This window comes from Kribbella orskensis (genome assembly GCF_004342085.1).
In the GTDB taxonomy this organism is placed as follows: Bacteria; Actinomycetota; Actinomycetes; order Propionibacteriales; family Kribbellaceae; genus Kribbella; species Kribbella orskensis.
The window spans coordinates 121792-147086 of record NZ_SLWM01000014.1 but is presented as its reverse complement, the minus strand read 5'-3'; the positions used below and the strand labels follow the sequence as shown (position 1 = coordinate 147086).

29 protein-coding genes are annotated in these 25295 nt (G+C 69.4%); 20 read left to right on the top strand and 9 right to left on the bottom strand.

Features of this window, described 5'->3' with window-relative positions:
- Window positions 1-10: 10 nt before the first annotated feature.
- The 3 genes from EV644_RS30070 to EV644_RS30060 form a co-directional block, all read right to left on the bottom strand.
- Complete coding sequence (locus EV644_RS30070; RefSeq protein ID WP_500789601.1) at window positions 11-880, bottom strand: Sco1979 family transcriptional regulator; 870 nt, start codon at window positions 878-880, stop codon at window positions 11-13.
- An 84-nt stretch (window positions 881-964) separates the two neighbouring features.
- A complete protein-coding gene (locus EV644_RS30065; protein ID WP_132192337.1) occupies window positions 965-1498 on the bottom strand; it encodes a YbaK/EbsC family protein in 534 nt (177 codons plus the stop codon).
- On the bottom strand, window positions 1495-1797 hold the full coding sequence (locus tag EV644_RS30060) for a GNAT family N-acetyltransferase (protein WP_132192336.1): 303 nt from the start codon (window positions 1795-1797) through the stop codon (window positions 1495-1497). Before EV644_RS30060 ends, EV644_RS30065 begins: the two co-directional genes overlap by 4 nt.
- A 197-nt stretch (window positions 1798-1994) precedes the next feature.
- Here EV644_RS30060 and EV644_RS30055 point away from each other — a divergent pair, with 197 nt between their 5' ends.
- The 10 genes from EV644_RS30055 (at window position 1995) to EV644_RS30010 (ending at window position 10261) form a co-directional block, all read left to right on the top strand.
- A complete protein-coding gene (locus EV644_RS30055; RefSeq protein WP_132192335.1) occupies window positions 1995-3479 on the top strand; it encodes a cobyric acid synthase in 1485 nt (494 codons plus the stop codon).
- Between the two features lie 33 nt (window positions 3480-3512).
- On the top strand, window positions 3513-4082 hold the full coding sequence (locus EV644_RS30050; RefSeq protein ID WP_132192334.1) for a DinB family protein: 570 nt from the start codon (window positions 3513-3515) through the stop codon (window positions 4080-4082).
- 77 nt (window positions 4083-4159) lie between these two features.
- Window positions 4160-5086: an RNA polymerase sigma-70 factor gene (locus EV644_RS30045; RefSeq protein WP_241998992.1), complete on the top strand. Its 927-nt coding sequence runs from the start codon at window positions 4160-4162 to the stop codon at window positions 5084-5086.
- An 18-nt stretch (window positions 5087-5104) separates the two neighbouring features.
- Window positions 5105-5854: an SDR family oxidoreductase gene (locus EV644_RS30040; protein ID WP_132192333.1), complete on the top strand. Its 750-nt coding sequence runs from the start codon at window positions 5105-5107 to the stop codon at window positions 5852-5854.
- Complete coding sequence (locus EV644_RS30035) at window positions 5851-6258, top strand: DUF4345 family protein (RefSeq protein ID WP_132192332.1); 408 nt, start codon at window positions 5851-5853, stop codon at window positions 6256-6258. Before EV644_RS30040 ends, EV644_RS30035 begins: the two co-directional genes overlap by 4 nt.
- A 34-nt stretch (window positions 6259-6292) precedes the next feature.
- Window positions 6293-7417, top strand: coding sequence for a CaiB/BaiF CoA transferase family protein (locus EV644_RS30030; RefSeq protein ID WP_132192331.1), 1125 nt, complete (start codon window positions 6293-6295; stop codon window positions 7415-7417).
- A 25-nt stretch (window positions 7418-7442) separates the two neighbouring features.
- Window positions 7443-8585: an acyl-CoA dehydrogenase family protein gene (locus EV644_RS30025; protein WP_132192330.1), complete on the top strand. Its 1143-nt coding sequence runs from the start codon at window positions 7443-7445 to the stop codon at window positions 8583-8585.
- 79 nt (window positions 8586-8664) lie between these two features.
- Window positions 8665-9261 carry a molybdopterin-dependent oxidoreductase gene (locus tag EV644_RS30020; protein ID WP_132192329.1) on the top strand — a complete coding sequence of 199 codons (597 nt, stop codon included), beginning with the start codon at window positions 8665-8667 and terminating at the stop codon, window positions 9259-9261.
- Window positions 9231-9986, top strand: coding sequence for a ferredoxin reductase (locus EV644_RS30015; protein ID WP_132192328.1), 756 nt, complete (start codon window positions 9231-9233; stop codon window positions 9984-9986). The genes EV644_RS30020 and EV644_RS30015 overlap by 31 nt, the downstream gene beginning before the upstream one ends.
- On the top strand, window positions 9983-10261 hold the full coding sequence (locus EV644_RS30010; RefSeq protein ID WP_132192327.1) for a DUF6510 family protein: 279 nt from the start codon (window positions 9983-9985) through the stop codon (window positions 10259-10261). The genes EV644_RS30015 and EV644_RS30010 overlap by 4 nt, the downstream gene beginning before the upstream one ends.
- 49 nt (window positions 10262-10310) lie before the next feature.
- On the opposite strand, the gene EV644_RS30005 is transcribed toward EV644_RS30010, so the two are convergent.
- Complete coding sequence (locus EV644_RS30005; RefSeq protein WP_132192326.1) at window positions 10311-11078, bottom strand: MerR family transcriptional regulator; 768 nt, start codon at window positions 11076-11078, stop codon at window positions 10311-10313.
- 101 nt (window positions 11079-11179) lie between these two features.
- On the opposite strand from EV644_RS30005, the gene EV644_RS30000 reads away from it, so the two are divergent.
- Entirely contained in the window at window positions 11180-12406 is a 1227-nt protein-coding gene (locus EV644_RS30000) for an acetyl-CoA C-acetyltransferase (protein ID WP_132192325.1), read from the top strand.
- Window positions 12403-14547, top strand: a complete 2145-nt coding sequence (locus EV644_RS29995) for a 3-hydroxyacyl-CoA dehydrogenase NAD-binding domain-containing protein (protein ID WP_132192324.1) — start codon at window positions 12403-12405, stop codon at window positions 14545-14547. The genes EV644_RS30000 and EV644_RS29995 overlap by 4 nt, the downstream gene beginning before the upstream one ends.
- 210 nt (window positions 14548-14757) lie before the next feature.
- On the opposite strand, the gene EV644_RS29990 is transcribed toward EV644_RS29995, so the two are convergent.
- Window positions 14758-15294 (bottom strand): YbhB/YbcL family Raf kinase inhibitor-like protein, encoded by a 537-nt coding sequence (locus EV644_RS29990; protein WP_132192323.1) that lies wholly within the window; start codon window positions 15292-15294, stop codon window positions 14758-14760.
- A gap of 179 nt (window positions 15295-15473) precedes the next feature.
- Here EV644_RS29990 and cobT point away from each other — a divergent pair, with 179 nt between their 5' ends.
- From cobT to EV644_RS29970, 4 genes are read left to right on the top strand one after another with little or no spacing between them, the layout of a single operon-like run.
- The gene (gene cobT / locus EV644_RS29985) at window positions 15474-16526 is read left to right on the top strand and encodes a nicotinate-nucleotide--dimethylbenzimidazole phosphoribosyltransferase (protein WP_132192322.1); all 1053 of its coding nucleotides are present in this window, start codon (window positions 15474-15476) and stop codon (window positions 16524-16526) included.
- The gene (cobA, locus tag EV644_RS29980; protein WP_132192321.1) at window positions 16523-17740 is read left to right on the top strand and encodes a uroporphyrinogen-III C-methyltransferase; all 1218 of its coding nucleotides are present in this window, start codon (window positions 16523-16525) and stop codon (window positions 17738-17740) included. The genes cobT and cobA overlap by 4 nt, the downstream gene beginning before the upstream one ends.
- The gene (locus tag EV644_RS29975) at window positions 17737-18552 is read left to right on the top strand and encodes a TrmH family RNA methyltransferase (RefSeq protein ID WP_132192320.1); all 816 of its coding nucleotides are present in this window, start codon (window positions 17737-17739) and stop codon (window positions 18550-18552) included. The genes cobA and EV644_RS29975 overlap by 4 nt, the downstream gene beginning before the upstream one ends.
- Before the next feature lie 20 nt (window positions 18553-18572).
- On the top strand, window positions 18573-19118 hold the full coding sequence (locus EV644_RS29970) for a GNAT family N-acetyltransferase (protein ID WP_132192319.1): 546 nt from the start codon (window positions 18573-18575) through the stop codon (window positions 19116-19118).
- A 3-nt stretch (window positions 19119-19121) separates the two neighbouring features.
- On the opposite strand, the gene EV644_RS29965 is transcribed toward EV644_RS29970, so the two are convergent.
- A complete protein-coding gene (locus EV644_RS29965) occupies window positions 19122-20174 on the bottom strand; it encodes a LacI family DNA-binding transcriptional regulator (protein WP_132192318.1) in 1053 nt (350 codons plus the stop codon).
- Between the two features lie 52 nt (window positions 20175-20226).
- On the opposite strand from EV644_RS29965, the gene EV644_RS29960 reads away from it, so the two are divergent.
- Complete coding sequence (locus EV644_RS29960) at window positions 20227-20784, top strand: AAA family ATPase (protein ID WP_241998989.1); 558 nt, start codon at window positions 20227-20229, stop codon at window positions 20782-20784.
- Between the two features lie 58 nt (window positions 20785-20842).
- On the opposite strand, the gene def is transcribed toward EV644_RS29960, so the two are convergent.
- Window positions 20843-21451 (bottom strand): peptide deformylase, encoded by a 609-nt coding sequence (gene def, locus EV644_RS29955; protein ID WP_132192316.1) that lies wholly within the window; start codon window positions 21449-21451, stop codon window positions 20843-20845.
- Between the two features lie 85 nt (window positions 21452-21536).
- The gene (locus EV644_RS29950) at window positions 21537-22355 is read right to left on the bottom strand and encodes an LLM class F420-dependent oxidoreductase (protein WP_132192315.1); all 819 of its coding nucleotides are present in this window, start codon (window positions 22353-22355) and stop codon (window positions 21537-21539) included.
- Window positions 22356-22422: 67 nt separating this feature from the next.
- Here EV644_RS29950 and EV644_RS29945 point away from each other — a divergent pair, with 67 nt between their 5' ends.
- Together EV644_RS29945 and EV644_RS29940 are read left to right on the top strand one after the other, a co-directional pair.
- Window positions 22423-23814 (top strand): AAA family ATPase, encoded by a 1392-nt coding sequence (locus EV644_RS29945; RefSeq protein WP_132192386.1) that lies wholly within the window; start codon window positions 22423-22425, stop codon window positions 23812-23814.
- 74 nt (window positions 23815-23888) lie between these two features.
- The gene (locus tag EV644_RS29940; protein WP_132192314.1) at window positions 23889-24392 is read left to right on the top strand and encodes a DinB family protein; all 504 of its coding nucleotides are present in this window, start codon (window positions 23889-23891) and stop codon (window positions 24390-24392) included.
- 40 nt (window positions 24393-24432) lie between these two features.
- Here EV644_RS29940 and EV644_RS29935 read toward each other — a convergent pair whose 3' ends face one another.
- Complete coding sequence (locus tag EV644_RS29935; protein WP_132192313.1) at window positions 24433-24852, bottom strand: SRPBCC family protein; 420 nt, start codon at window positions 24850-24852, stop codon at window positions 24433-24435.
- 162 nt (window positions 24853-25014) lie between these two features.
- Here EV644_RS29935 and EV644_RS29930 point away from each other — a divergent pair, with 162 nt between their 5' ends.
- Entirely contained in the window at window positions 25015-25290 is a 276-nt protein-coding gene (locus EV644_RS29930; RefSeq protein ID WP_132192312.1) for an ArsR/SmtB family transcription factor, read from the top strand.
- Window positions 25291-25295 lie beyond the last annotated feature (5 nt).

Here is a 25295-nt window from a genome sequence, read left to right as displayed (position 1 = left end):
CCGAAGCCTTTCAGGACATGCGTTCCAGCGCCTCGGCGAGCATCGGCTGGATGGCGGTGACCGGCGCCGCCGAGATCGTCAGCGCCTCCATGATCGCGGTGTACTCGTCAACGTCCTCGAGCTTGTCCAGGTACAGCGCGCTCGCCGCGTGCTCGATGTAGACCACGTCCGGCAGATCGCCCTCCGGGAACCGCAGGATGCTGAAGGCACCACCGGCGCCCGGGTACCCGATGCTGCTGAACGGCATCACCTGCAGGGTGATGTTCGGCAGCTTCGCCATCCTCATCAGGTACTCGATCTGCTCGCGCATCGTCGGACGTCCACCGACCGGCCGGTGCAGGACGGCCTCGTCGATGACCACCCAGAGCTTCGCCGGGTCCGGCCGGGTGAGGATCTGCTGCCGGGCCACCCGCAGGGCCACGCGCTGCTCGATCTCCTCGGCCGGCAGGTACGCCTTGCCGAGCTGGACCACCGCCCGGGCGTAGTCCTCGGTCTGCAAGAGCCCGGGCACGAAGAGCACCTCGTAGGTCCGGATCAGCTTGGCGGCCACCTCGAGCCCGACGTAGTTCGAGAACCAGCTCGGCATCACATCGCCGTACCGCGACCACCAGCCGGGGTTGTTCGCGGCGCGGGCCAGGTCCATCAGCCGCTCGCGTTCCTCGGGGTCCTTCAGGTCGTACAGGTCGAGCAGGTCGCTGACGTCACGTTCCTTGAAGCCGACCCGGCCGAGCTCCATCCGGCTGACCTTGGACTCGGAGGCGCGGATCTGCCAGCCGGCGTCGGCACGGCTGATCTTCGCCGCCTCACGCATCCGGCGCAGGTGCCCGCCGAGCATGATCCGCAGCGCGGTCGGGCCACCCTCGCCACCAGCCACCGTCACGCGGTCATCACGTCCCCGTAGGTCATGCCCGGTCAGCCGCGGCCGGGCCAGCACAATGAGAGCGTTCCGATGCTATCCGGAACTTCAGCTCGCCGACGCCAGCGCGAGCACCGTGGCGGTCGGCAGTTTGGCCAGGTCGGCGCCTTCGACAAGCAGCTTCGAGCCGCGGATCCCGCTGCCGATGACGACCGGACCGGCCTGCGCGACGGCCTCGTCGACGAGCACCGGCCAGTCGGTGGGCAACCCGATCGGGGTGATGCCGCCGTACTCCATCCCGGTCGAACCCACCGCGTCGTCCTGCGCCGCGAAGGAGATCTTCCGGACGCCGAGGTGCTTGCGGATCACGCCGTTCACGTCCGCGCGGTGGGTGGCGAGCACCATTACGGCGGCGTACGTCGACTCACCGGCGCGCTTGCCGTGCACGATCACGCAGTTCGCCGACGCCGCCATCGGTACGTCGTACTCCGCACAGAAGGCGGCGGTGTCGGCCAGCGTGGGGTCGATCGCGACGGCGTAGGCGGGGAGGTCGCCCAGCGCGGCGCGGACCGGCTCGGCCAGCAGCTCGGGCACCTCGGCGGCGGGCTTCCACTCGAGGCTGCCGAGCACCGGCGCGGTCACTTCGCTTCCGGGGCGCCGACGAGGTCGGCGTACTCGGTGTGCTCCTCGAGGAACTGCTTGTAGAAGGGGCACAGCGGCTTGACCCGCAGCCCGGTGTCCCGGGCGTCCTCGAGCGACTTGACCGCGATCTTGCCCGCCACTCCGCGGCCGCGGTAGTCCGGCAACGTCTCCGCGTGCAGGAAGGCGATCGCCGAGCTGGTCAGTTTGTAGTCGACGAAGCCCATCAGGTTGCCGTCGGCATCGCGGGCCTCGTACCGGCTGCTGTCCGGCGCGTCCGCGATGGTGATCTCGTTGTCCATACCAGCCACTCTAATCAGCCCCCCGGCAAGGCGATCCGGCCGTCCGGATGACGGTGGGTTCTAGGTTCGTGACCGTTGCGGTACCGAGTCCAGCGGAAGTTCGACTACCCGCCGGTGCCAAGGGTCGCCGCATCACCTCGGTGCTCCTGCCCGACCAGTAAGGGGAGCCGGAGGAACCGTCAGCCTAAGATCTCGGCGTGGGTTCACTTCTCGTCGCCGGTACGACGTCCGATGCGGGGAAGACGACCGTCGTGACCGCCTTGTGCCGGTGGCTGGCCAGGCAAGGCGTCCGGGTGGCGCCGTTCAAGGCGCAGAACATGTCGAACAACTCGATGGTCTGTGCCGACGGCGCCGAGATCGGCCGGGCCCAGTGGATCCAGGCCGTCGCCGCCGGGGCGGAACCCGAGGCAGCGATGAACCCGGTCCTGCTGAAGCCGGGCAGCGACCGTCGCAGTCACGTAGTACTGATGGGGGAGCCCTGGGGTGAGCTGACCGCCCGGGGCTTCCTCACCGAGCGGGCCGAGCTGGCCAAGGCTGCCTTCGCCGCGTACGACGACCTGGCGAGCCGGTACGACGTGGTGATCAGCGAGGGCGCGGGGAGTCCGACGGAGATCAACCTGCGGCGGGCCGACTACGTGAACATGGGGCTCGCCCAGCACGCCCAGGCGCCCGTTGTGGTGGTCGGCGACATCGATCGGGGCGGGGTCTTCGCGTCGATGTTCGGCACGGTGGCCCTGCTCGACGCGGCGGACCAGCGGCTGATCAGCGGGTTCGTGGTGAACAAGTTCCGCGGCGACGTGTCGTTGCTCCAGCCCGGGATCGACATGCTCCAGGGCGTGACCGGTCGTCCCACTTATGGGGTGATCCCGTGGCTGCCGGATCTCTGGCTGGACTCCGAGGACGCCCTCGACGTACCGGCCCGCCGTGCCTCCTCCACCGAGGGCGAGGTGCTCACGATCGCGGTGGTGCGGTTCCCGCGGATCAGCAACTTCACGGATCTGGACGCGCTGGCCGTCGAACCGACCACGAGTGTGTTCTTCACCGCGAGTCCGGCCGAGGTCCGCGATGCGGATCTGGTGGTGCTTCCGGGGTCCAGGGCGACGACCGCGGACCTGGCCTGGCTGCGTTCCACCGGTCTGGCGGATGCCGTGGCCGGTCGGGTCGCGGCGGGACGACCTGTGCTGGGGATCTGCGGCGGCTACCAGTTGCTCGGGGAGTCGATCTCGGATCCGCTGGGAGTCGAGGGTGGCGGCGACCACCGCGGCCTCGGGCTGTTGCCGGTGGCAACGGAGTTCGGCGCGGAGAAGGTGCTGGCCCGCCCGGCGCCGACGGCGTACGAGATCCATCACGGGGTGGTGACGGTGACCGGGGAGGCCGGCGAGTTCCCTGGTGGGTGCCGGTCCGGGGTGGTCTGGGGGACGATTTGGCACGGGTTGCTCGACGATGACGCGGCTCGACGGGCCTTCCTGACCGAGGTGGCCGGGTTGGCGGGCAAGGCTGCGCCGGACGGATCCGTGTCGTTCGCCGCGCTGCGAGAGTCGCGGCTCGACCGGCTCGCCGACGCCATCGACGAGCACCTGGACACGGCCGCTCTGCTGGCGCTGATCGAGGGCGGCGCTCCTGCCGGGGTTCCGTTCGTCCCGCCCGGCGCACCGACGGAACCTGTCGGCAGCGTGGACTAGCGTCGCCGGGAACTCGACTGGGAGGCTCTTCGGATGACGGACATCAAGGCAGAACTGCACAGCAAACTCCGGGAGTCCCGCGCGGTGATGCTGGCGAAACTCGACGGTCTGAGTGAGTACGACCGCCGTCGACCACTGGTGCCCTCCGGGACGAACCTGCTCGGCCTGGTGAAGCACCTGGCCGGCCTCGAGTACACGTACCTGGGGGAGAGCTTCGGGCGGGCGCCCGGGGAGAAGCTGGCGTGGGTCGAGGACGAGTCGATCTGGGAGGGCGCGGACATGTGGGCGCTGCCGTCGGAGAGCAGCGACTACCTGATCGGCCTGTATCAACGGGCCTGCGCCTTCGCTGACCAGACGGTCTCCGAGCTCGACCTGGACACCCCTGGCGAGGTGGCGCACTGGCCGGAGGGCGGGCGCAAGACAACTTTAGGCGTGCTGCTGATCCGCATGGTCGCCGAGACCGCGCACCATGCCGGCCACGCCGACGTCGTCCGTGAACTGATCGACGGCCAGGGCGGCTCCGATGCGGACATGCTCGACGAGGAGGACTGGCAGGCCTACTTGGTGAAGGTGCGACAGGCCGCGGAGACATTCCGCGACTGACCGTCCGCCGGCTGCCCCGCGGATGCTGAGATCCCCGCGGGTGCTGAGATCCCCGCGGGTGCTGAGATCATGGTGCGGTGTCAGTCGACGTGGACGGGCTGGAGGTGTTCCAGCAGCAACGAGGCCGGATGTTCGGTATCGCGTACAGGATCCTCGGCACGGCCACCGATGCCGAGGAAGTGCTGCAGGACGCCTGGCTCCGCTGGCAGGCCATCGATCGCTCCCGCGTGGACGACCCGGCCGCCTACCTGGCGAAGACCGTCACGAACCTCTGCCTGACCCGGCTGACGACCGCCCGCGCCCGTCGCGAGACCTACGTCGGCGAGTGGCTGCCCGAGCCGGTTCTGACCGATCCACGGCTGGACGACCTGGGCCCGCTCGAGGTGGTGGCCGAGCGCGAGTCGGTGTCGATGGCCCTGTTGATGTTGCTCGAACGTCTCAGCCCGGCCGAGCGTGCGGCGTACGTGCTGCGCGAGGCGTTCGGCTACAGCCATCGCGAGGTCGCCGAGCTCATCGGTACTACGGAGGCGAACGCGCGGCAGTTGCACTCGAGGGCGCGCAGGCGAGTCGCGGCCGAGACGCCGCCGCGGCGGGTGGATCCGGGGCGATGGCGGCAACTGGTGGAACGGTTCATCGCGGCAGCGCAGCTCGGCGACATCGCCGGGCTGGAGGCGTTGTTGGCCGAGGACGTCGTGTCCCGGGCGGACGGTGGCGGCAAGGTCGTCGCGGCCCGCAACCCGGTGATCGGCCGGCAGAAGGTGGCTCGCTACCTGATCGGCGCCCTGGAGAAGTTCGGCGCCGGCGTCGTGCCGGGATTCGCCGAGGTCAACGGCGAGCCCGCGGTGGTTGCCGTCGGCCCTGACGGAGTACGCGCGGTGTGCTTCCTCCGGTTCGACGACCAGGACCGGCTCGTGGCGCTGGAGCTGGCGATGAATCCGGACAAACTGAGCTTCACCGAGCGGCAGTTGTCACGAATCGGAGGGCTGTCGAGTCTGGGCTGGTGAACGAAAGGACACCATTCCATGCGAACCATCCTCGTCACCGGGGGAACAGGTACGGTCGGCCGCCCGACGGTCGAACGCCTCCGCCGGGCCGGCCACGAAGTACGGGTGCTGAGCCGTCAGCGCAGGCCGGATCTGCTGACCGGTGATCTGTCCACCGGCGCGGGCCTCCGTGAGGCCGTCGACGAGGTGGACACCGTCGTGCATCTGGCGACCAGCCGGGGTCACCAGGACGTCGCCCAACTGCGGCGGCTGCTCGAAGTCGTCGGTACCACCGGGATCGGCCATCTGGTGCTGATCTCGATCGTCGGGATCGAGCAGATTCCGATGCCGTACTACCGCGACAAGGTGGAGATCGAGCGGCTCGTGACCGAGTCGAAGGTCCCGTACTCGATCCTGCGCGCCACCCAGTTCCACAATCTGGTGGACGAGATTCTCAGCGCCCAGAGGTTCCTGCCCGTGCTGCTCGCTCCGGCGGTGAAGACTCAGCCGATCGCGGTCGAGGACGTCGCCGTACGGCTGACCGAGATCGCCGGTGGTGCGCCCGCCGGGCGGCTCCCCGACATCGGCGGCCCCGAGCAGACCAACCTCCCGGCTCTGGCCCGCGCTTGGAAACAAGCCAAGGGATCGCGTCGGCCGGTGGTTCCCCTGCGGCTGCCGGGCAAGGCCTTCGGCGCGTACCGCGCTGGTGCTGCCTATGCGTCGGGGGCCGGCTATGGGCGGCGGACCTTCGCGGACTTCCTGGCCGACCGCTTCGGGGTGTCAGCGTGAGGGGCCTGGTGAGGGCGGGCCTGATCGTGCTGGCCGCGATCCAGGTGGTGCTCGGGGTCTGGACGTTGCTGTTCCCGGCGAGCTTCTACGACGACGTGCCGACGGTCGACTGGACCCCGCCGTACAGCGAGCATCTGTTCCGCGACTTCGGCGGCGCCACGCTCGGACTGGCCGTGGTGGTCATCGCCGCGGCGATCTGGCTGGAGCGTCGCCTGGTGATCGTCGCCCTGCTGGCCTACCTGGCCTTCTCCTTCCCGCATGCGATATTCCACGCGGAGCATCTGGAGGGCGATTCGCCGGCGTTGTCGGCCGGGCTGCTGGTCGCCGTGGTGCTGTCGGTGCTGCTGCCGTTCGGCGTGATCACCCTGGCCGTCAGAGCGCTGCCGCGCCGGACGGTGACTTGACTACTGTGACAGTCGTACTGTCACAATGGCTCGCATGGGTCCGTTGGATGGGGTGAGGGTCGTCGAGCTGGCCGGGATCGGGCCGGCGCCGTTCGCCTGCATGCTGCTGGCCGAGCTCGGCGCGGAGGTGCTCCGGATCGAGCGGCCGGGCGGTGGCCTCGCGATGGGGCCGCCCGAGCTCGAACTGGTGAACCGCGGCCGGCGCAACGTCGCGATGGACTTGAAGAACCCGGCGGCGATCGACGCGGTGCTCCAGCTGGTCGCGGGCGCCGACGTGCTGGTCGAGGGTTTCCGGCCCGGGGTCGCCGAGCGGCTCGGCCTTGGTCCCGAGGCGTGCCACGAGGTCAACCCGAAACTGGTCTACGGGCGGATGACCGGCTGGGGCCAGGACGGACCGCTCGCTCAGACGGCCGGGCACGACATTGACTACCTCGCGCTGTCGGGTGCATTGCACCTGATCGGCCGGGCGGGTGGACCGCCGCAGGTGCCGGCGAACCTGCTCGGCGACTTCGCCGGCGGCTCCCTGTACCTCGTGGTCGGCGTGCTCGCCGCGCTGGTCGAAGCACGGGGGAGTGGTCAGGGGCAGGTCGTCGACGCCGCGATCGTGGACGGCGCGGCCCACCTCACCACGATGTTGCTCGGCGCGCAGGCGGGTGGGAGCTGGAAGCAGGAGCGCGGGACGAACCTCCTCGACACCGGTGCGCCCTTCTACGACGTGTACGAGACGGCCGACTCGCAGTACATGGCTGTCGGTGCCTTGGAGCCGCAGTTCTACGACGAGTTGATTCGGTTGCTCGGGATCACCGTGCCGGACCGGTACGACCTGGCGAGCTGGCCGGAGCTCCGCAAGGTGCTGACCGAGACCTTCGCGCAGCGCACGCGGGCGGAGTGGACCGAGGTGTTCGACGGCTCGGACGCCTGCGTGTCACCCGTCCTGCCGCTGGCAGGCGAGCATCCGCATCTTGCCGCCCGAGGCACTTTCGTCGAGAAGGACGGCGTACGGCAGGCCGCGCCCACTCCCCGGTTCTCGCGCACGCCCTCGCAACTGACCGAACCCCCGGCCCGGCCTGGGCAGCACACCCGCGCTGCCCTGACCGACTGGGGTGTGGCCGACGTGGACGAACTCTTCCGCTCCGGCGCCGCAGTACAGGCCGACTGACCCTCTCAGACCCAGGAGACCGCCCGTGGAACGTCACCTCTTCGATGCCGATCACGATGCCTTCCGCGAGACCGCGCGCGCGTTCTGCGAGAAGGAGATCGTGCCGCACCACGAGAGCTGGGAGGAGGCCGGCATCGTGCCGCGGGAGCTGTGGACCGCGGCGGGCGACGCGGGCCTGCTCGGCTTCATGGTGCCGGAGCAGTACGGCGGTGGTGGCGCGCGGGACTTCCGGTTCAACGCGGTCGTGATCGAGGAGGTCACCAAGGCACGCGCGAGTGGTCCCGGTTTCACGATCCACGCCGACGTCGTCTCGGGGTACCTGCTCGACTACACGTCGCAGGAGCAGAAGGCGCGGTGGCTGCCGAAATTCTGCACGGGCGAGACGATCACGGCGATCGCGATGACCGAGCCCGGTGCCGGCAGCGACCTGCAGGGCATCCAGACGACCGCCATCCGGGACGGCGACGACTACATCCTGAACGGCCAGAAGACGTTCATCTCCAACGGCATCCTGGCCGACCTCGTCGTGGTGGTCGCGAAGACCGACCCGGCCGCCGGTTACCAGGGCATCTCGCTGCTCGTGGTCGAGCGCGGGATGGAGGGGTTCGAGCGTGGCCGCAACCTCGACAAGATCGGGCTGAAGGCGCAGGACACCGCGGAGCTGTTCTTCGACAACGTCCGAGTGCCCGCCGCGAACCTGCTGGGCGAGGAGGGCAAGGGCTTCATCTACCTGATGGAGAAACTCCCGCAGGAACGGCTCGGCATCGCGGTGGTGGCGGCCGCCGCCTGCGAGAGCATGATCGCGATGACCCTGCGGTATGTGAAGGACCGGAAGGCGTTCGGACGGCCGATCGGGTCGTTCCAGAACAGCCGGTTCGTGCTCGCCGAGCTCGCCACCGAGACTCAGATCGCCCGGGTTTTCGTGGACCGCTGCATCGAGGAGCTCAACGCCGGCACACTCACCGTCTCGGACGCCGCGATGGCCAAGTGGTGGACCACCGAGCTGCAGAAGAAGGTCGTCGACCGCTGCCTGCAACTGCACGGTGGCTACGGCTTCATGACCGAGTACCCGATCGCCAAGGCCTACCTCGACACCCGCGTCCAGACCATCTACGGCGGCACCACCGAGATCATGAAGGAAATCATCGGCCGCACGATGGGAATCTGAGGCCCCGACCGGTCCGTGATCCCGGAGAATTCGTGGTTGACTTCGGGGGGAGTGGTTCCAGGTTGAGGGAGGTCCCCTGATGGGCATTGTGTCGCCGGGATTCACCGGCCGTCGCCGGGACGGTACGGACTTGCCGCCCGGGCAGTACCTGACTCACGATTTCCCGGTCCTGTCGGCCGGCCCGACCCCGCACATCCTCCCGGAGCACTGGGAGTTCACCGTCACCACCGAGACGGGCGGGGTCTCGCGCTGGGACTGGGCCGCGTTCACGGCGTTGCCGAGCGAGGACATCACCAAGGACCTGCACTGCGTGACCCGGTGGTCCAAGCTCGGCACGGACTGGCGGGGCGTCTCCCTCGACACCCTGCTGGCCGACGTGGAGACGGGCGCCGACTACGCCATGGCGCACAGCTACGGCGGCTACACCACGAACCTGCCGCTCGAGGACCTGGTGGACGGCCAGGCCTGGGTCGCCTACGAGTACGACGGCGAGCCGCTGCACCCGGAGCACGGCGGTCCGGCCCGGCTGCTGGTTCCCCACCTGTACCTCTGGAAGAGCGCCAAATGGGTGCGCGGTCTGGTGCTCTCGGACACCGAGGACCTGGGCTTCTGGGAGACGGCCGGCTACCACGAGTACGGAGACCCATGGAAAGAACAGCGATACGCCGGCGACTGACCTGGCAGACCGGCACCGTCACCGAGGTCCGGGAGGAGACGTCGACCGCCCGGACCATCGCCCTCGACGTACCGGACTGGCCGGGGCACCTCGCCGGGCAGCATCTCGACGTCCGGCTGACCGCCCCGGACGGGTACCGCGCCTCCCGGTCGTACTCGATCGCCTCCGCCTGGACCGGCGAGGGGATCGAGCTGACCGTGGAGCAGGTGCCCGACGGTGAGGTCTCGCCGTACCTCGTCGACGTGCTCAAGGTCGGCGATCCGCTCGAGATCCGCGGCCCGGTCGGCGGCTGGTTCGTCTGGAAGCCCGAGCAGCCCGGCCCGGTCCAGCTGATCGGCGGCGGTTCGGGCGTCGTCCCGCTGATGGCGATGCTGCGTGCCCACTCGGCCGCCGGCAGCACCGCGCCGGCTCGATTGCTGTACTCCGTGCGTCGGCCGGCCTCGGTGATCTACGTGAGCGACCTCAAGGACGTCGCGATGTCCGAGGAAGTGGCGATCACCTTCGCCTACACCCGCGAGGCGCCGCCGGGGGAGTCGCGTGAGCCCAAGCGGATCGACGCGGAGTTGCTCAAGTCGGTCGCCTTCCAGCCGGGGGACGAACCGACCACCTATGTCTGCGGGCCGACGCCGTTCGTCGAGACGGTGGCCGACCTGCTCGTCGCCGCGGGCCACGACCCGGCCCGGGTGAGAACCGAACGCTTCGGACCTACAGGAGGACCGCGATGACCGCGGACGAACCCACGTACTTGGATGGCAACGCGGCGGCGGGTGCGCTGCGCGAGGTGTTCGCGGTCGACCTCACCACGGCGATCGGGCAGTGCGCCGGCTGCGGCGACAGTGGGGTGTTCGCGGAGGCGCGGTTGTATCTCGATGCGCCAGGCATGGTCGCTCGCTGCAAGGTGTGCGACGACGTCCTGGTCCGCGTCGTCTCCACCCCTCGCGATACCTATCTCGACTTCCGCGGCCTCACCTACCTCCGCATCCCCAACGTCTCCAGCTGACAACGGCCGGTGTGGCCGGCTTCCGCCGCGCACCGGAGCGTCGAGGTTGTCAGCGGCGTGGGGGTTTGGTGCGGGAGCGGCGGATGGTGTCGCGCTGGGTTTCGCCGACGGCGCGTTCGTAGGCGAGGACCAGACCCTGGATGGTGACGGGCTTGAAGCGTTCGACGAGTTGCTGGATGTGCTCGGGCGGACCGCCGGAATCGCGGTAGTGCGGCCAGACCTTGGTGCGGAACACCTCGGTGAGCTCCTCGGCCAGGGCCCGGCCGTGCTCGGTGAAGATGCGGCCGGCGTCGAGCACCGCCTCGACGGGCAGATCGAGGTCGAGCAGTTCCACTCCGAGGCTGAGGTGCGCGGTCGCGACCTGGAAGACGTCCTCGTCCGGCGTCGGCTCGACCACCCCGAGCGCGACGAGCATCTCGATGTCGTCGTCGGTCAGCTCCCGCCCGGTGCGCCGGACCAGCGCCGCGCGATCGAGTGTCTCCGGCAGGTCCCGCATCCAGGGGGTCAGCAGGGTCCGGTGCAGCGCGATGTCCTGCGGGGTGGCGTCGACCGGGATCCGGTCCAGGTAGCCCTCGATCGCGGACAGGGTGAACCCGTGCGCCTGGAGCTCGCGGACCAGGTCGAGCCGCGCGATGTGCTCGGGTCCGTAGTACCCGACGCGTCCGCGGCGTACCGGCGGGGGGATCAGGCCGCGGCCGGCGTAGAAGCGCAGCGTGCGCACGGTCATCCCGACCCGGGCCGACAGTTCGTCGACGGTGAGCATCGCCTCGTCCGCACCGGTCTGTTCGGCGTCGGCAGGCACTGGCGACAAAGGCATGGCGCAGATCATAGTGCCCCACTCGACCATCGTGACACCAGAACTGTCACAATCGGTTGGTCAGAGCCATCACGGCACTCGCGGCAGACGACGGGACCCCCATGACCGCACCGAGTGAAGCCTTCCTGTACGACGCGATCCGGACTCCCCGTGGCAAGGGCAAGGCGGCCGGCGCCCTGCACGAGGTGAAGCCGATCCAGCTGATCACCGGCCTGCTGACCGAGCTCCGCGCCCGGCACCCCGAGCTCGACCCGACCGTGATCGACGACCTGGTGCTCGGCGTGGTCACCCCGATCGGTGACCAGGGGATGGACATCGCCCGTACCGCGGTGCTGGCGGCGGGGTATCCCGAGACGACCGGCGGGGTCCAGCTCAACCGGTTCTGCGCGTCCGGTCTGGAGGCGGTGAACCAGGCGGCGCAGCGGATCCGCTCCGGCTGGGAGGACTTCATCCTGGCCGGTGGCGTCGAGTCGATGTCGCGGGTGCCGATGGCCTCCGACGGCGGCGCCTGGGCGATGGACCCGGAGACCGCGATCCAGACCAACTTCATCCCGCAGGGCATCAGCGCGGACCTGATCGCGACCCTCGACGGGTTCTCCCGCACCGACGTCGACGCATACGCCGCCGAGTCGCACGCGCGCGCCGCCAAGGCCTGGGCCAACGGGTACTTCGCCCGCTCGGTGGTGCCGGTGGTCGACCGGAACGGGCTGCAGATCCTCGACCACGACCAGTTGGTCCGGCCCGGGACGACGGTCGAGACGCTCGCGGGGTTGCCGGTGTCGTTCGCGGCGATCGGCGAGCACGGCGGGTTCGACTCCGTCGCGCTGGAGAAGTACGTGACGGTCGAGCGGATCAACCACGTCCACCACGCGGGCAACTCGTCCGGCATCGTGGACGGCGCCGCACTGGTTGCGATCGGCAACGAGAAGGCCGGCGAGGCGATCGGCCGGGCTCCTCGCGGCCGGGTGGTCGCCGCGGCGGTCAGCGGCACCGATCCGACGATCATGCTGACCGGTCCCGCCCCGGCCGCCCGGAAGGCGCTGGCCAAGGCCGGGCTCGAGGTCTCCGACATCGACCTGTTCGAGATGAACGAGGCGTTCGCCGCGGCCGTGCTGCACTTCATGAACGACCTCGGCGTCCCGCACGAGAAGGTGAACGTCAACGGTGGCGCGATCGCGCTCGGCCACCCGCTCGGCGCGACCGGCGCCATGCTGATCGGAACCCTGCTGGACGAGCTGGAGCGCCGTGAGCTCCGCTACGGTCTGGCCACCCTGTGCGTCGGCGGCGGCATGGGCGTCGCAACCATCATCGAGAGGCTTGCCGCATGATCGACTGGTCCAACAACTTCGGCGTCGTCACCCTGACGATGAACGACCCGGCGGCGTCTGCGAACACGATGAACGACACCTACATCGCCGCGATGGCGTCGACGGTCGAGCGCCTGCAGGCCGAGAAGGCGGAGCTGAAGGGCGTGGTGATCACCAGCGCCAAGGCGACCTTCTTCGCCGGTGGCAATCTGCAGATGCTGTCCCGGATCCAGCCGGAGAACGCGGCCGAGGTCTTCGAGACGATCGAGGAGGTCAAGCGCCAGCTCCGCGTGCTGGAGACGCTCGGCGTCCCGGTCGTCGCCGCGATCAACGGCGCGGCGCTCGGCGGCGGCCTGGAGATCGCGCTCGCCTGCCACCACCGGATCGTTGCCGACGACAACCGGATCGAGCTCGGCGTGCCCGAGGTGACGCTCGGCCTGTTGCCCGGCGGTGGCGGCGTCACCCGCACGGTGCGCCTGCTCGGTCTCCAGGACGCCCTGATGAAGGTGCTCCTCCAGGGCCAGCGGATGAAGCCCGCCCACGCCAAGTCCGTCGGCATCGTGGACGAGGTCGTCCCGGCCGGTGAACTGCTCGACGCCGCCTACCGCTGGATCGAGTCGTACGACGGTGACGCCAAGCAGCCGTGGGACCGCGACGGCTACAAGATCCCTGGCGGTACTCCGGCCTCGCCCAAGCTGGCCGCGTTCCTCCCCGCGTTCCCAGCGAACCTCCGCAAGCAACTGAAGGGCGCTCCCTACCCGGCCCCGAAGGCGATCATGAGCGCCGCCGTCGAGGGCAGCCAGGTGGACTTCGCCACCGCGAGCCGGATCGAGTCCCGGTACTTCGTCTCCCTCGCCACCGGGCAGATCGCGAAGAACATGATCAATGCGTTCTTCTTCGAGCTCCAGGCGATCAACGCCGGGGCATCCCGCCCGGCCGACGTCCCGAAGTACCAGGCTCGCAAGCTGGGCGTGCTAGGCGCCGGGATGATGGGTGCCGGGATCGCCTACGTCTGCGCGAAGGCCGGCATCGAGGTGGTCCTCAAGGACGTCACCCTCGAGGCCGCAGAGAAGGGCAAGACGTACTCCGAGAAGCTGCTCGCCAAGCAGGTGCAGAAGGGCCGCAGTACGCCGGAGAAGGCCGAGGCATTCCTCAGCCTGATCACGCCGACGGCGGACCCGAATGGGCTGGCCGGGTGCGACCTGGTGATCGAGGCGGTGTTCGAGAGCGAGGAGCTGAAGCAGAAGGTTTTCGCCGAGATCGCCGGCGTGGTCGAGCCGGACGCGCTGCTCTGCTCGAACACGTCCACGCTGCCGATCACCTCGCTGGCCGACGGGATCGACCGGCCGGACGACTTCATCGGGATGCACTTCTTCTCGCCGGTGGACCGGATGCCGCTGGTCGAGCTGATCGTGGGGGAGAAGACCTCCGACCGGGCGCTGGCCAAGGCCTACGACGTGGTCCGGCAGATCAGGAAGACGCCGATCGTGGTGAACGACAGCCGCGGCTTCTTCACCTCGCGGGTGTTCGGCACGCTGGTGATGGAAGGTGCCGCCATGGTTGCCGAGGGCATCAACCCGGTGACGATCGAGCGGGCCGCGACCCAGATGGGCTTCCCGGCGCCACCGCTGGCGATGCTGGACGAGGTCACCCTGACGCTGCCGATGAAGATCCGCGACGCGGCCCGGGCAGCCGGGGACAGTGCGGGCGCCTTCGACGAGCACCCCGGGATGGCGGTGGCCGACCGCCTGGTGACGGAGTTCGACCGGAAGGGCAAGGCGGCCGGCGCCGGCTTCTACGAGTACCCGGCGGACGGGCCGAAGCATCTGTGGCCGGGGTTGTGGGAGCACTTCGTCCAGGACGACGTCGACGTACCGCTCATCGACCTGCAGGAGCGGATGGCGTTCGCGATGTCGCTCGAGACGGTGAAGTGCCTCGACGAGGGCGTGCTGCGCTCGGTCGCAGACGCCGACATCGGGTCGATCTTCGGCATCGGCTTCCCGCCCCTGCACGGTGGCGCACTGCAGTACATCAACGCGTACTCCGGCGGTCCGGCCGGCTTCGTCGCACGCAGCCGCGAACTGGCCCGGACCTACGGCGAGCGCTTCGAGCCGCCGGCGTTGCTGGTCCGCAAGGCCGAGGCCGGGGAGAAGTTCGCCTGAGCCTGCGCGCGATCACCAACGGTGGTCGTTCACGTTGAATAGTGACGCTTCGTGTCTCCAGGCGCCGCGCGACCAGAAAGTCGCGCGGCGCCTGGGTGATGCGCTCTTGCAGCGCTACCTGATCCAGGGAGTCACCCAGTCCGGCATCAAGGACTGACGCACAGGCTGCGGCGGGAGCCCCTGACCGGCTCCCGCCTCATCATTCACAACTCAGTCGGCCGCCGGCTCCTGGTAGGTCGGCGTGATGATCGCGCGGGCCAGGGTGTGGAAGGCCAGGTTGAAGCTGACCACCGCGGCGCTGGCCTCGTCGTCGACGTCCAGGGCCTCGACGTCGATCGCGTGCACCACGAAGTAGTAGCGGTGCGTCTGGTCGCCGGCCGGCGGGGCGGCGCCGCCGAACGCCTTGGTGCTGTAGTCACTGCGGACGTGGAAGGCGCCGTTGTCGAGCCGCGGCGTCGCGCCGGCGCCGGCCGGTAGTTCGGTGACGGTGGCGGGGAGGTTGACCAGGATCCAGTGCCAGAAGCCCGAGGGCGTCGGGGCGTCCGGGTCGTAACAGGTCACCACGAAACCCTTGGTCTCCGCCGGGAAGCCCTCCCAGCTGAGCTGCGGCGACGTGTTGCCACCGGCAAACACCTGGGCGGCGCCGAGGGGCTCGCCGTCGGCGACGTCGGTGCTCGTGACGGTGAAGGAGCCGACCTTCGGGAGCAGTTCGTAGGGGTCCGGTGCGACCGGCCGTTCGAGCGACATCTGTGATCCTCCGGGATCTCGCGACGTGTGGTGATTCCGACATTACTGGCCGATTCAGGCGGTCCCCACCCCGGCAGCACCCATCAGGGGCCGGGATCAGGTCTGGTCGCGGGCGCGGAGATGCGAAGATCGGTGCTGGCCGCGTCCAGGTGGCCGTAACTGGAGTGGAGGCACCAGCGGTGGAGGAGTTTCTGGCCCGGATCGGGCCCGCGGACGAGCAGGCGATGCGCGCCGCCACGGAGCGTCAGCTCGCGCTGACAAAACCGGCCGGTTCCCTCGGCGTGCTCGAGGAGTTGTCCGTCCGGGTGGCCGGGATGACCGCCTCCTGCCCGCCTGCGGTGCCGAGCCCTGCCGTCGTCACGGTATTCGCGGCAGACCACGGTGTGCACGCCCAGGGCGTCTCACCCTGGCCCCAGGCAGTGACTGCCGCCATGCTGGCGAACTTCGCCGCCGGCGGCGCAGCGGTGAACGCGTTCGCCGTGAACAACCGGGTCGACGTCCGGGTGGTGGACGTCGGGGTGGCGAGTGACGTGGACAGGCTGGACATCGTGCACGCCAAGGTGCGCCCCGGGACCCGCGATCTCGCGACGGAGAAAGCGCTCTCTGAGGAGGAGGTGCTGGCCGCGGTCACGGTGGGCTTCGAACTCGCGGACAACCTCGTCCGCGACGGCTACCGCTGCCTGCTCACCGGCGACATGGGGATCGCGAACACGACCGCCTCCGCCGCGCTGATCGCCACCTTCACCGGGATGACCGCCGAGGCGGTGACCGGCCGGGGGACCGGGATCGACGACGCCACCCTGGCCCACAAGACCTCGGTGGTCCGCTCCGCCCTGGCGTTGCACGCCGTACCGGCGTCGGATCCGCTGGGAGCGCTTTCGGCGTACGGCGGGCTGGAGCACGCCGCGCTCGCCGGGTACATCCTGGGTGGAGCCGCGAACAGGGTGCCGGTGATCCTCGACGGGGTGATCGCGGGTGCGGCCGCCCTGGTCGCCCAGGCGCTCCACCCGGCAGTCATCGAGTACTGCGTCGCCGGGCACCGCTCGGCCGAGCCTGGTCACGCGGTGGCGCTGAAGACGCTCGGCCTGCAGCCGCTGGTGGATCTCGACCTGCGCCTGGGCGAGGGCACCGGCGCGGTACTGGCCTACCCGATTCTGACCTGCGCGGTCCGGGCGCTGGCCGAGATGGCGACGTTCGAGTCTGCCGGAATCACCGCGGAGGACGACGCGTGACGGAACCCGCGCCGTACCTGTCCGGGCTGGTGCTGACCGGCCGCCGCGTCGTGGTGGTCGGTGGCGGCGGAGTCGCGCAGCGCCGGCTGCCCCGGCTGCTCGAGACGGGTGCCCAGATCGACCTGATCTCGCCGGCGATCACGCCGACCATCGAGGGTCTGCTGATGAACCCGGACCTGCGCTGGGTCGAACGCGGGTACGCCGAGGGCGACCTCGACGGCGCGTGGTACGTGGTGGTGGCGACGGATGATGCCGCGGTCAACGATCAGGTGTCCGCGGAGGCCGAGGAGCGGCGGATCTTCTGCGTCCGCTCCGACGACCGGTCCCGCGCGACCGCCTGGACTCCGGCTTCCGGGCAGCACGACCAGGTGACGATCGGCGTCCTGGGTGGCGGTGACCACCGGCGGTCGGCCGCAGTACGGGACGCGATTCTGGAAGAACTCCGGACGGGTGCGCTCGGGGCTCGTGAATCGCTGGCCAAGCAGCCTGGCGTCTACCTCGTCGGCGGCGGGCCGGGTGATCCCGACCTGATCACCGTGCGCGGACGGCGGTTGCTGGCCGAGGCTGACGTGGTCGTCGCCGATCGGCTGGCGCCGCAGCCGTTGCTGGAGGAGTTGCACCCGGACGTCGAGTTGATCGACGCGGCGAAGCTTCCGCGTGGGCGGTCGGCGCAGCAGGAGGAGATCAACCGGATCCTGGTCGATCGTGCGCTGCTGGGCAAGGTCGTGGTGCGGCTGAAGGGCGGCGACCCTTACGTCTTCGGGCGGGGCTTCGAGGAGGCGCTCGCGTGTGCCGAGGCCGGGGTGCCGTGGACAGTGGTGCCGGGGATCACGAGTTCGATCTCGGTGCCGGCGGTGGCCGGGATCCCGGTGACGCATCGCGGGGTGACGCATGAGTTCACGGTGGTGTCCGGGCACATCCCGCCGGGACACCCGGACTCGCTGATCAACTGGCAGGCGCTCGCTCAGCTCTCCGGGACGCTGGTGCTGCTGATGGCGGTGGAGAACTTGCCGGCCATCGCGGCGACGCTGATGGAGCACGGCCGGCCCGCCTCGACACCCGCCGCGGCGATTGCCGATGGCACCCTTCCGGGCCAGCAGATGGTCAGGTCCGACCTGGCCGGTATCGCCGCCACGATGGCCGCCGCCGGTGTCGGCGCCCCGGCGATCGTTGTCATCGGCAACGTCGTCGACGTGGCCGCGCAGGTGTCATGAGCCGGTTGATCCCGCTCGACGATGCCGCGGACGATCGGCTGGCGGACTACGTCCAGCTGCGGGAGGTGAACCTGCGCCGGCTGCTCGAGGAGGAGCACGGACTGTTCATCGCCGAGGGCGCCAAGGTGATCCGGCGGGCGGCCGAAGCGGGGTACGAGCCGCGGTCGTTCCTGCTGGCGCCGCGCTGGCTGGACACCTTGCAGGATGTGCTGGACAAGTGGCCTTCGGTGCCGGTCTATGTGGTGTCGGAAGAACTGGCCGAGAAGGTGACCGGATTCCACGTGCACCGGGGCGCGCTGGCGTCGTACAGGCGTCGGGCCTCGGTCGGGCTGGAGGCCTTGCTCGAAGGACTGGGTGAGCGGGCGCGGGTGGCGATCTTCGACGACATCGTCGACCACACGAACGTCGGGGCCGGGTTCCGGGCGGCCGCGGCGATGGGAGTCGACGCGGTACTGGTGTCGCCGACCTGTGCGGATCCGCTGTACCGGCGGTCGGTCAAGGTGTCGATGGGAACGGTCTTCCAGGTCCCGTGGACACGGCTCAAGAGTTGGCCGGGAGACCTTGCGCGGTTGCAGGAACACGGGTTCGTGGCGGCTGGTTTCGCGTTGTCCGACGACTCGATCAGTCTGGACGAACTGGTGGCCCGGCACGACGACAAGCTCGCGCTGATCTTCGGGACCGAGGGCCACGGGTTGAAGCCGCACGTGCTCGCGCAGGCCGACCTCACCGTACGGATCCCGATGTCCGGCGGCGTCGACTCCCTGAACGTGGCATCCTCGGCAGCGGTCGCCTTCTACGCCACGCGACCCTGACCCCGCCGCGAGGAGGCGCCATGCATACGACGGACCGCCTGGTGCTGAGGCCGTTCCGCGACGAGGACCTGCCGGAGTGGGCCGCGATGAACGCCGATCCCGAGGTGATGGAGTTCCTGGGCGGCGAGCCGCTCACTCGCGAGAAGTCGGACTGGATCGCCGGGGCGGTGAACGCGCAGCACGAGGCCGAGGGGATCGGCTTCCTCGCGATCGAGCGCAGGTCCGACGGCGCGTTCCTCGGGGCGGGCGGCCTGCAGCGGGAACCCTGGTATCCCGACGAGATGGAACTCGGCTGGCGGTTGGCCCGGGAGTACTGGGGTCATGGCTACGCGACGGAGGCGGCCAAGTCGTGGCTGGCCTACGCGTTCACCGAGCTCGACCTGCCGCGGGTCATCTCGATCACCGACGCGCCGAACCTCCGGAGCATCGCGGTGATGAAGCGGATCGGGATGACCTTCGACCACGCCGCCGAACTCGTCGAGGACGGTGTCCCTTTCGACGCGGTCATCTACTCGATCACGACCGCCGCCTGGTCCAACCTCCTGACGGAAACCGCCGGGAGCTGAAGGTCAGGTCGGGAGCGGCGGGGTGCTGGCGCGGAGTACTGGGTAGGCGGGCGCGGTTCGGCGGGTGGGGTTCGGGTCGGTGGTGGTGGCTCGGTGGACGGCTTCCTCGGCGACGGCGTCCAGGGCTACGTGGACGGTGGTCAGGTTCGGTACTACGTCCCGGAGCGTGGTGATGTCGTCGAAGCCGGCGATGCCGAGGTCTTCGGGGATGCGAAGGCCGCGTTCGCGCAGACCGGCGAGTGCGCCCAGCGCCATGTCGTCGGTGACGGCGAACACCAGTTGCAGGTCGCGGAGCTGGTCGTCGCCCAGGCCGAGGATGAACTCGCGGGCTCCGGACCAGCTGAAGTCGGGGTGGTGTACCCGGGAGCCGGCGTCCGCGACCCCCGATTCCTCCAGACCGGCCACGAATCCCTCGACGCGTCGCTGCATGCTCAGCAGGGGAGTGCCGCTGCCGAGTACGAGGCAACGCTGGTAGCCGAGCCCGGCGAGCTGGAGTGCCAGCTGCCGGGCTCCTTCGTGGTTGTCGAAGTCGACGGTCTCGAACGGCAGGTCCGACCGGCTGATCAGGACGACCCGGCCGCCGGTCTCCTCGTACCGCTGGAGCTCGTCGACGAGTTGCTGCTCGGACGGCGGATCGACGTACCCGGAACCGGCCAGGATGATCGCTCGCGGCTGCTGGCCACGGAGCTCACGGACCAGGTCGAGCTCGCGATCCGCCTGCCGCTCGGTGACGGCGATCGACACGTGCAGCCCCAGCGTCTCGGCCTGCTTCATGATCTCGGCCGCCATCGCGGAGAAGTACGGGTCCGAGATCAGGCTGATCACCAGCGCGATCGTTCGCGACGTACCGCGGGCCATCGCCTGGGCCGGGAGGTTCGGGGTGTAGCCGAGCTCGCGGGCGGCGTGCAGGACCCGCTGGCGATAGCTCTCGGCGACCTTGCGGGACGAGCCGTTGAGCACTCGGGACGCGGTCGGCTGCGAGACACCCGCCTCCCGCGCGACATCGTCGAGCGTGACCGGCCGTCTGGGACCTGAGCCTCGGGACGCTCCACTCACTGCCGCAGTTTATGGCCGAAAACCGCTGGACGCTCGTGATGGGATGGCCGTCATGCGGAAAGTCGTGCTGATCACCGGAATGCAGGCCGCCGGGAAGTCCACCATCGCCCCACTGCTCGCCGCCCGCCTCGGTCCACCCGCCGCCACCATCGACGGCGACGTGTTCTACCACGCGGTTGTCGCCGGGTCCGCGGTGATGACGCCCGAGCCTTCCGACGAGGCGGTCCGCCAACTCCGCCTCCGGTACGACGCAACCGCCCTCGTGGCCCGGCATTACGTCGAAGCCGGCTTCGACTTCGTCTGCTCCGACATCATGATGGGCGACGACGTCACCCGCTGGCTCGACTCCTTCGCCGGCCTGGCCGAGCCGCACCTGGTCGTCCTGACCCCGTCCGTCGACTCGATCGTCGAACGCGAACTGGCCCGAGGATCCAACTCCTACCGCGACTGGCAACCACCGGGCGGCACTCTCGCGGAGGCCGTGAAGGCCCTGCAAACCGGCCTCGCCGACACGCCTCGCCGAGGCCTCTGGCTGGACACCACTGGCCAGACCCCCGACGAAACCGTCGCCACCATCCTCGAGGACGACCTCAAATCGTCCCTGTGGTGAGCGCCTGACACCAGGCCTGGGCTGGAAGAGCGCCGCGCCCGGCGGACCGGTGTCCAGGTCAGGCGTTGAGGCCTTCCTCTTCCTGGTGGTCCTCAGGGTGGAGCATGGGGGAGACGGGCCAGTCGGACGGGTAGTCGAGGGCGAGCTCCTCGGCCTCGGCGTAGAGGCGCTTACGGTACTTGCGGGAGAGGCGGTCGCCGAAGACGGTGCCCTGGGTGTGGTCGGTCTCGTGCTGCAGGCAGCGGGCGAAGAGGCCGGTGCCTTCGTAGGTGACAGGCTCGCCGTTCTCGTCGACGCCGGTGACGCGGGCCCAGTCCGGGCGGACGCACTTGGTGAAGGCGCCGGGCAGCGAGAGGCAGCCCTCCTCGCCTTCGTCCAGCCGGCGGTCCTTGCCCTCGGGGAGCTCGACGACCGGGTTGCAGACGACGCCCTGGTGCTGCACGCCGTCCTTGTCGGGGCAGTCGAAGACGAACAGTTGCAGGTCGACCCCGACCTGGTTCGCGGCCAGACCGACACCTTCGGCGGCGTTCATCGTCGCGACCATGTCCGCGACGAGCTTGTGCAGGTCCTCGCCGAACTCGGTGACGGGCTTGTTCAGCCGGTGCATGACGTCCTCGCCCCACCGCGTGATGGGCAGCACCGAACCGTTCGTAGGCAGCGTAGGCATGGCGGAAATCCTAGCGAAGCCAGGCGCCACCGCCACGCCCGCGGTCCGGAGTACGCCGGTACTGCGGACCGCGGGCGGCAGGTGGTCAGACCTGGCCGTTGACCTCGTCGCGCCAGGCGACCCAGTCGCGGACCAGGCCGAGGTCGTAGTCCGGGCCGGAGGTGCTGATGGTGAACAGCCGGGTGCCCACGTCGAGCAGGGACTTGCCCAGCTCCTCGGGGGTCTTGTCGCCGACGCCGGCCGAGCGCTCGATCTCGCCCGGGTCGCGGCCGATCGTCTTGCAGTGCCCGTCGAGCACGTCGTGCTTGTGCGCGATCGTCTCGGCGTCGCCGAAGCCGTGCCAGATGTTCGCGTGCTGCGCGACGAGCTTCAACGTCTTCTTCTCGCCGCCACCGCCGATCAGCACCGGGATGTCGCGGGTCGGTTTCGGGTTGAGCTTGGTCCAGCGCTGCTCGATCCGCGGCAGCGCCTCGCCGAGCGCGTCCAGCCGGCCGCCCGCCGTACCGAACTCATAGCCGTACTCGTCGTAGTCCCGCTGGAACCAGCCGGACCCGATGCCGAGGATCAGCCGGCCGTCGCTGATGTGGTCGACCGTCCGCGCCATGTCGGCGAGCAGGTCGGGGTTGCGGTAGGAGTTGCAGGTGACCAGGGCGCCGATCTCGACCCGCTCGGTCGCTTCCGCCCAGGCGGCGAGCATGGTCCAGGCCTCGAAGTGCAGGCCGTCGGGCTCACCCGAGAGCGGGTAGAAGTGGTCCCAGTTGAATGCCACGTCGACGCCGATCTCCTCGGCCGCGGCGACGGTCCGCCGGATGTCGGCGTACTCGGCGTGCTGGGGCTGAACCTGAACGCCGATCCGTACCGGGAAAGCGCTGTACGGACGGGCAGTGGACTCAGTCGATGTCATGGTGGAGAGCCTATACGCCGTATCGGAGGATCCTCCGGTACGGCCACCATCCGAACTGGGGGACCCGATGCCCGAGCACGAGCAGTTTCGCGAGCGCGAGGAGATCGACGAGTTCGCCAGGTTGTTCACCGGGTTCCTGGAGCGGATGCAGTTACCGCGGGTCGGGGCGGGCCGGGAGAACCTGAGAGAGCGGTTGCTCGCGCATCTCGGCGTCGATCCGGAGGGGCTGCCGGTGATCGAGTCAGGGTTCCCCCCGTTCGACCTGCCGAACGTGCAACTGGCCCTGGAGGCGTGGTTCGACACCTTCGAGGTGATCGGGCTGGCCGGACAGGACCGGAACCACTACACCCTGTCGGAACTGCTCGAGGTCGCCGAACAACGCCAGTACGGCGTGGGCGCGGTCGACTACGAGCGGATCTCGATCGACGTGGACGAGCGGATGGACTGCGTCGCCTTCGGGTTCTACCTCGGTGTCCAGGGCGACGAGCGGTACGTCGCGCTGCTGCGGAAGGCCAACCCGCAGTACGGCCGGATGACCGTGCAGCTGGAGGTGCTTGCCACCGGCAAGGAAGCCGGAGAGCGCTTCCTGGGTGCTCTGCCCGATCTCGTCCGGGAGCACAACGTGTTCCGCGGCAAGGTGGTGTCCTTCGAGGGGCACGACTTCGGCAACGGCGTCGGGCCGTTCCTGCTGCACCGCCGGCCGAACCTCAGCCGGGAGGACGTGGTGCTGCCGCCGGGCGTCCTCGAGCGGGTCGAACGTGAGGTGATCGGCATCGCCGAACACCGCGAGACGCTGCTGCGGGCCGGCCAGCATCTTCGCCGGGGAGTGCTCCTGTACGGGCCGCCGGGGACGGGCAAGACCCACACGGTCCGGTATCTGCTGTCCCGGCTTCCGTCGTTCACCGTCGTGCTGCTCGCCGGCATCAGCATCAGGTACATCGCCGAGGCCTGTGCGCTCGCCCGGATGCTCGAGCCGGCGCTGGTCGTGCTGGAGGACTGTGACCTGATCGCCGAGTCGCGGGACCACTTCCAAGGCGGCAACGCGCTGCTCTTCCAGGTACTCAACGAGATGGACGGTCTCGCCGAGGAGGCAGACGTGGCCTTCCTGCTCACCACCAACCGTGCGGATGTCCTCGAGCCTGCGCTCGTTCAGCGGCCGGGGCGGATCGACCTGGCGGTGGAGGTGCCACTGCCGGACTCCGACGGGCGGGCGCGCCTGCTGTCGCTCTACGGACCCGGACTCGAGTTCAGCCAGTCCACGGTCGACGAAGTGGTAGCCCAGACCGAAGGAACCACCGCTTCGTTTGCGAGGGAGCTCGTACGGCGGGCTGTGCTGCTCGCCGCTGAGAACGGATCCGGCTCGGTCGGGGACGCCGAACTCCGCGCGGCCGCCGGCGAACTCCTCTCCTCCCAGGACGCCCTCACCCGCCGCCTGCTGGGCAGTCCAGGCCCCACCTGATGCAGCCGGCCCGATGTAGGCCGGACGGCTGATATTGCCCCGCGGTTGTCGGTTCTGGAAGGTAGGTTCCTGGCATGGACCTCGACGGAAGACCCGATCCGCCCGCCGAGGCTGGGGAGAAGGAGACGCTGATCGGCTTCCTGGACTTCCAGCGCGCCACTCTCCGGTTGAAGTGCGAGGGACTCACGCCCGAGCAGCTCGGCACGCCGTCGGTCGAACCGTCCTCGATGACGTTGCACGGGCTGATCCGCCACCTGACCGAGGTCGAGGTCGGCTGGTTCGTGGGCACCTTCACGGACGAGCCGGTCGAGTACGCCTACTCGTCGGACGAGAACCCGGAGGGCGACTGGATCGGGCTGGACCCGCGCCAGTACTCCGCGGACCTGCACCGGTACGACGAAGCCGTCGAACGCGCGCGGTCCGTCATCACGGACCTGGAGCCGGGCACGATCGGGGACGACGACGGCAAGCGCTACACCCTGCGGTGGGTGCTCGCTCACATGATCGAGGAGTACGCCCGCCACAACGGCCACGCCGACCTGCTCCGCGAACGCCTGGACGGCTCCACGGGCGAGTAGCGCCGTCCACCGAGCGACCCGGCTGAGCGAGTAGCTCCGCTCAGGCTGGGTCGGCGCGGTGCGATTCGGCCAGCAGGTCGAGCATGTGGGACACGCCGGACTCGACCTCGGCCTGCTGTTCCGGGGTGAGGCCGGAGCTGTGGTAGGTCAGTTCGGTCCGGTCCGCGGCGAGTTCGCACAGTGTCACTGTGACGACCTCGTCAGGCCCGGACAGGTGGATGACGAGCGTCCGGGGCAGATCGAGCTCACCGAACTTCAAGGAGAACGGGACCTCTGTGCTGTCCTGCGTGGCCACGAAGACCGCCGAGATGGTCCCGCCTGGACGGACCTCGATGGCGACGCGATCGGGCGGCGTAGTGAAACCTTCCGCGACGAACCACCGCGCGAAGTATGCCGGTTCGGTGAAGGAGCGGACCACCTGGTCCGGGGCTGCTTCGACGGTACGGGTGAAGGTGAACATCGTGGGCTCCTTCGGAACTGGGTGAAAAACCAGCCTGGATTGACTGAACTTTTCAGATGGCAGAGCTGGGCCCGCCCATAGTCGGCACCTGCAGTCTGCGCCTGCCCGGGTGGCTCGTTATGTACCTTGACGGGTACGTAACTGCCTTGGTACAAACATGCAATGGAACCGCTCTCAGCGCCCTCGTGGACAAACAGCCGACGGACGATCCTGGAGACCCTGGCTGAGGGCCCGGCAACCGCGGGTGAGCTGGCGACGCTCTTACCGATCGCCCGCCCGGGCGTCTCGCGGCACCTGCGCGTGCTGCGAGATGCGGGGCTGGTCGAAGTTCGCCAAGAAGCGCAACGGCGGGTCTACAGTCTCCGCCCGCAGCCGCTCGCCGAGATCAACGACTGGCTGAGTCGATACACCCCTTCCGGATTGTTTTCGATCTGTTGACGGTG